Source organism: Luteibacter sp. ME-Dv--P-043b, from assembly GCF_030209605.1.
Taxonomy (GTDB): Bacteria; Pseudomonadota; Gammaproteobacteria; order Xanthomonadales; family Rhodanobacteraceae; genus Luteibacter.
This window is the reverse complement of sequence record NZ_JARVRT010000006.1, coordinates 43,070-49,164: the sequence shown is the minus strand read 5'-3', so window position 1 is coordinate 49,164 and position 6,095 is coordinate 43,070. Positions and strand designations below refer to the sequence as shown.

The window sequence follows — 6,095 nt, the reverse complement described above, 5'->3', positions numbered from 1 at the left end:
TCTGCGACCGCTCGCGTCACAACCCACCTCAGTCTTGGAAAGAGCCGGCGGGTAGCCCCCCTCGGGGCCGGTAGCCGCAGGCGTGGCCCCGAGGGGGCTACCCGCCGGCTCTTGCCCCAAAACGCCAAGGCCCCAAAGCCAAACGCGATGCCGAAGGCGAGCCCACACAGAAACCCGCAACAAAAAAAGGCCCCGTTTCCGGGGCCTCTTTACATCGATCAGGAATCGCGTTTCTTGCGTGGCGGCTTGCCACCGCTCGGGCGGTTGCCCGAGGGACGGAAGTTGCCGCGCGACGGCGGACGCGATGCGCCGCCCGGGCCACCGGCACCGGCGCCACCGTTGCCGCTCTGCGGCGATTCCTTGCCGTCCCACTCGGCGATCTTCAGCTGCTGCTGCGCGACCCAAACCTTCTTCAGGTGGGTGAAGGTCTCAGCGGGCATGCCGTCCGGCAGGTCGATCAGGCTGTAATCGTCGCGGATGCTGACGCGGCCGATGAACTTCGCTTCCACGCCGCCCTCGTTGGCGATGGCGCCGACGATGTTGCCGGGCTTCACGCCGTGCTCGTGGCCCACTTCGATGCGGTACGTGCGCTTGCCCGCTTCCGTGGTGTGCGGACGCGGCTGGCGCATGCCCTCGCGGACCGGGCGCCGGTCGCTGAAGTCACCGCCGCCACCTTCACGCGGACCGCGATCGCGGTCGAAGTCTCGCTGCGGACGCTCGCGATCGAAATCACGCGGCGGGCGCTCGGTGTACTCGCGCTTGGCCGGCGGCTCGAGCAGCAGTGGCTGGTCGCCCTGGGCGATCTTGGCCAGCGCGGCGGCGATTTCGATCGCCGGCACGTTGTGCTCCTGCTCGAACTTCTCGACCATCTGCTGGAAGAAGCCGAGGTCGCCCGTGGCCAGCGTGTCGGAGATCTTCTGGTTGAACTTGTTGACGCGCGTGTCGTTCACCGCCTCGATGGTCGGCAGCTGCATCTGCTCGATCGGCTGGCGCGTTGCGCGCTCGATCTGGCGGAGCAGGTTCTTCTCGCGCGGGGTGACGAACAGGATCGCTTCGCCGCTGCGACCGGCACGACCGGTGCGGCCGATGCGGTGCACGTACGACTCGGTGTCGTGCGGGATGTCGTAGTTCAGCACGTGGCTGATCCGTTCGACATCGAGGCCGCGCGCGGCGACGTCGGTGGCGATGAGGATGTCGAGCTTGCCGGTCTTCAGCTGGTCGATCACGCGCTCACGCTGGGCCTGCGCGATGTCACCGTTGATCGCCGCGGCGGCGAAACCGCGCGCCTGCAGCTTGCTCGCGAGTTCTTCCGTCGCCGACTTGGTGCGGGCGAAGACGATCATGGCGTCGAAGCTCTCGGCCTCGAGGATGCGGGTGAGCGCATCCAGCTTGTGCACGCCGCTGACCCACCAGTAGCGCTGGCGGATGTTGGCCGCGGTGGTGGTCTTGTTCTTGATCGTGACTTCGACCGGGTCTTTCAGGTAGGTCTGCGCGATGCGGCGGATGGGCGCCGGCATGGTCGCGGAGAACAGGGCGACCTGGCGACCTTCCGGCGTGGCCTGCAGCAGTTTCTCGACATCGTCGATGAAGCCCATGCGGAGCATTTCGTCGGCTTCGTCCAGCACCAGGAAGCGCAGCGCGGAAAGATCCAGCGTGCCCTTGTCGAGGTGGTCGATGACGCGACCCGGCGTACCGACCAGGACCTGGGCGCCGCGCTTCAGGCCCTGCAGCTGCGGACCGTAGCTCTGGCCGCCGTAGATCGGCAGCACCTGGAAACCGGGCAGGTACGTAGCGTACTTCTGGAACGCCTCGGCCACCTGGATGGCCAACTCGCGCGTGGGGGCGAGCACCAGCGCCTGCGGCTTGTTGCCGGCGCGCAGGTCCAGGCGCGACAGCACGGGCAGCGCGAACGCGGCCGTCTTGCCGGTACCGGTCTGTGCCTGGCCGATGACGTCACGGCCTTCGAGCAGGGCCGGGATGGTGGCAGCCTGGATGGGAGAGGGGGTCTCGTAACCTACCTCGGTCAGCGCGCGCACGACGTTAGCGTCGAGAGCGAGCGCGCTGAAACCGGGCAGGGCCGGAGCGTTGTCTGTTTCGGGGGATGACATGGCGACCTCGAAGAGGGGGCGCGACGGCGACATTCGCGCGCCGGCAGTAGCGTTATTGTAGCAGCGATGGACGCTGTTCGTTGTGGTGTGTGGCCACTTGTCACGCCAGCGTTACACTTCCCGGTCAGCTTTCAGATAGGAGAAGGGCATGTCGGCAGTCGAAACGGTGTCCGAACAGCGATGCTTCGGTGGCGTCCAGGGCTTCTATTCCCATGGTTCGGACGCATGCGGCGGGCCCATGCGCTTCGCCGTTTACCTGCCTCCCGCGGCCGAACACGGGCCGGTGCCGGTCCTGTACTTTCTTGCGGGCCTGACCTGCACGGCGGAAACGTTTACCACCAAGGCCGGTGCGCAGCGCATGGCTGCGGAACTGGGCATCGCGCTGGTCATGCCCGATACCAGCCCGCGTGAGACGGAGTTGCCCGGTGCCACCGGCGACTGGGAATTCGGCGAAGGCGCGGGTTTCTATCTCGACGCTACCGAACAGCCGTGGGCTTCGCGCTTCCGCATGTATACCTACGTGGTGGATGAGTTGCCGCGCGTGCTTGCGGAGCGGTTCGCCCTGGACATGGGCCGTCAGGGCATCTTCGGCCATTCGATGGGCGGACACGGCGCACTGACCGTGGCGTTGCGCAATCCCGGGCGCTATCGCTCGGTGTCCGCGTTCGCGCCCATCGTCGCGCCGGCCAGTGTGCCGTGGGGCGAAAAGGCCTTTCCGCGCTACCTGGGCAACGATCGCAAGGCCTGGGCGAAGTACGACGCCACGGCGCTCGTGACCGCAGGCGCGCGCTTCGACGGTCGGATACTGATCGACCAGGGCGAGGCCGATGGTTTCCTGGTCGGCCAGTTGCAGCCGCAGCGCTTCGAAGCCGCGTGCGAGGACGCGGGCCAGAAGCTCGAACTGCGTATGCACCCCGGTTACGACCACAGCTATTACTTCATCCAGAGCTTCGTCGAGGATCACCTGCGCCACCATGCGAAAGCCTTGTCCGCATGAACGAGCCGATCCGTATGCGCACCTCGCGCACGGTGATCCGATTGCTCGACGTGGAGGATGCGGCGTTATTGCGCACCTATCGCGCGGAAAATCGCGAACACCTCGCGCCGTGGGAACCGTTGCGCAGCGACGCGCATTACACGATGGACGCGTGCCGCGCTGCTATCGACGCCGGTGGGGAAGCGGCGCGCGCCGATCGCGGGTACCCGTTCGCGATACTCACGCCGGATGCGTCCGACATGATCGGCAGCTTCACCTTCGCCAATGTGGTGCGTGGCGTGTTCCAGGCCTGTCATCTAGGTTACGGCATCGCGCGGAAATACGAGGGGCAGGGGCTGATGTTCGAAGCGCTGGATGCGGCGGTCCGCTACGGGTTCGGCCCTCTGGACTTCCATCGCATCATGGCCAACCACATGCCGCGCAACGAGCGCAGTGGTCGCCTGCTGGCGCGGTTGGGCTTCGAAAAGGAAGGCTACGCGCGGCGTTACCTGAAGATCGACGGCGTGTGGGAAGACCATGTCCTCACCGCCAGGATACGTAGCCAGGGCTGACGACATCCCCGAAAACGCGATGGGCCGCACGGACGAGGTGTCCGTGCGGCCCATCGATCACGCCGGAGCGTGGCAGCGATGCTTACGCGTTGCTGCTGGCCGGACGGCCACCGCGACCCTGGCGACGACGCTTGTGGTTGCCGGTGTTTTCACCGGTACCGGCCGCCGAGTGCCCATGCGGACGATGCGACGCCGGGCGACCGCCACCGTTGCCGCCACCGGCGCCCTGGCGCGACTGGCCGTTGCCGGCTGCCGTACGACCCTGGCCACCGCCACCGGAACCCGGTGCGCGCGGCTGGCGCTGCTGGCCGCCACCCTGCTTCGGACGCGGTGCACCGGCATCCAGGCGCAGCGGGGTGCTGGGCTCGTAACCGGCCACGTTGACGATTTCCAGGTCGGACTTGAGCAGGCGGCCGATGTCGCGCAGCAGGCCGGATTCGTCATGGCTGACCAGCGAAATGGCCTCACCCGTGGAGCCGGCGCGGCCGGTACGGCCGATGCGGTGCACGTAGTCTTCCGCGACCATGGGCAGGTCGAAGTTGATCACCACCGGCAGCTGGTCGATGTCGATACCGCGTGCGGCGATGTCCGTGGCGACCAGCACGGTGATGCGGTTGGTCTTGAAGTCGGACAGGGCGCGCGTGCGGGCGTTCTGGCTCTTGTTGCCGTGGATGGCTGCCGACTTGATGCCCGACTGCTCCAGGTGGCGCACGAGCTTGTCGGCGCCGTGCTTGGTGCGGCTGAACACCAGGGTCTGGCGGCGGCTGTCCTGCGACAGGATGTGCAGCAGGAGGTCGCGCTTCTTGGCGGCGTCCACCGGATGCACGCGGTGCGTCACGGTGTTGGCGACCGTGTTGGCCGGCTCGGTGGAGATCTCGCGCGGGTTGCGCATGAACTGCTGGGCCAGGGCCTTGATCTCGGGCGCGAACGTGGCCGAGAACAGCAGCGTCTGGCGCTCCTTCGGCACGGCGGCCAGGATGCGCTTCAACGCGGGCAGGAAGCCCATGTCGAGCATGCGGTCGGCCTCGTCCAGCACCAGCACGTCGACCTTGGACAGGTTCACCGAGCGCTGCTGCATGTGGTCGAGCAGGCGACCCGGCGTGGCCACCACGATATCGACGCCGCGACGCAGCGCGTGCAGCTGGTTGCCCATGCCGACGCCGCCGAAGATGACGGTGCTGGAAAGGGGCAGGTACTTGCCGTAGTCGCGCAGGTTGTCCTGCACCTGGGCGGCCAGCTCACGGGTAGGGGTGAGGATCAGCGCGCGGATGGGGCGCGCCTTCTCGCCGCGCACTTCGTTGGCGATGCGCTGCAGCAAGGGAAGGGCGAACGCGGCGGTCTTGCCGGTGCCGGTCTGCGCGGCGGCCATGAGGTCGTGGCCGGCGATGACCTGCGGGATGGCGGCGGCCTGGATCGGCGTCGGTTTTACGTAGCCGGCTTCGGAAAGGGCACGCAGCAACGCGGGCGCAAGGCCCAGCGAATCAAAAGACATGGGGTGGAGCTCCTGCTTGACTCGAGCGTTCCCTGGAACCGCGCTACGAGTTATGGATTGGCGGCCGCTAACCATGACGAAGACAGCAGGCTGGCCGGTGTCGAGCGCGCTTCCGGGGGTGGGGGAACGGGCGGGAGAAAACTCCGCGCCGGGGGTCCGCAAGGGAGTCGGAGCGCTTCTCGACCGGGTGAGTATACCTTATTGCGACGCACAATGGGCGTCGCGCGGGTCAACCCTGGCGGGAGGCCGTCATCAGGTAGCTGTTGTAGGGCGTGCGGCCGAACAGCGGGCGGAAGTCGACCCGGATGCCGCGCGGCTCCAGCACGTCGCGGATATCCGATTCTGTCGGGAAATACTGCGCCCCGCCGGGAATCCAGCCCACCGCGTGGATGAACTTTTCTTCCAGCACCGTGGCCCGGTAACGCCAGGTGCCGTCGCGGATGACGTTGCGCAGGATCAGCACGCCGTCGTCCGCCAGGTGGTCCACCGCGAAGCCGAGCAGGTCGACCTGGCGATCCCGGGGCAGGTAGTGCAGCACATCCAGCATGGCCACGTGCCCGCGCAGCGGCTGGGTGGCCGTGGCGTCCGCCTCGTGCAGCGCGATGCTCGCGGTCAGCCCGGCGCGCTCCGCGGCCTCGCGCCCCATGGCGATCTTGCGCGGATCGTGGTCGATGCCGACGTAACCCTCGAGCACGTCGCACGCGTGCAGGTAGTGCCCCAGCAGGCCCAGCCCGCAGCCGATATCCAGCAGGGGTAGCGGTCGGCCGCGAATCGCCTGCGCGGCGGCGGCGTATACCGGATCGCTGGCCAGCTTGCCGTGGATGTAGATGCGGTCGCCGTAGCGGCTGAACCGCGAGGCGATGCGGCGGCGTGTCCGGGTATCGGGGTGCATGGCGTCTCCGTCCGTGAAAAAGACGCCGGGCACGCGAGGTGCCCGGCGGGAAGCG

The 6,095-nt window shown here is 67.6% G+C and carries 5 protein-coding genes; 2 read left to right on the top strand and 3 right to left on the bottom strand.

What is annotated here, in order from left to right; genetic code table 11:
* Positions 1–218 precede the first annotated feature (218 nt).
* Positions 219–2,108, bottom strand: coding sequence for a DEAD/DEAH box helicase (locus QRN34_RS04075; RefSeq protein WP_285402235.1), 1,890 nt, complete (start codon positions 2,106–2,108; stop codon positions 219–221).
* A 148-nt stretch (positions 2,109–2,256) separates the two neighbouring features.
* Here QRN34_RS04075 and fghA point away from each other — a divergent pair, with 148 nt between their 5' ends.
* Positions 2,257–3,105: an S-formylglutathione hydrolase gene (gene fghA / locus QRN34_RS04070; RefSeq protein ID WP_285402233.1), complete on the top strand. Its 849-nt coding sequence runs from the start codon at positions 2,257–2,259 to the stop codon at positions 3,103–3,105.
* Positions 3,102–3,656 (top strand): ribosomal protein S5-alanine N-acetyltransferase, encoded by a 555-nt coding sequence (gene rimJ, locus QRN34_RS04065; RefSeq protein WP_285402231.1) that lies wholly within the window; start codon positions 3,102–3,104, stop codon positions 3,654–3,656. The genes fghA and rimJ overlap by 4 nt, the downstream gene beginning before the upstream one ends.
* An 82-nt stretch (positions 3,657–3,738) precedes the next feature.
* On the opposite strand, the gene QRN34_RS04060 is transcribed toward rimJ, so the two are convergent.
* Together QRN34_RS04060 and QRN34_RS04055 are read right to left on the bottom strand one after the other, a co-directional pair.
* Complete coding sequence (locus QRN34_RS04060; protein WP_285402229.1) at positions 3,739–5,148, bottom strand: DEAD/DEAH box helicase; 1,410 nt, start codon at positions 5,146–5,148, stop codon at positions 3,739–3,741.
* A gap of 229 nt (positions 5,149–5,377) precedes the next feature.
* Complete coding sequence (locus QRN34_RS04055) at positions 5,378–6,040, bottom strand: class I SAM-dependent methyltransferase (RefSeq protein ID WP_285402227.1); 663 nt, start codon at positions 6,038–6,040, stop codon at positions 5,378–5,380.
* Positions 6,041–6,095 lie beyond the last annotated feature (55 nt).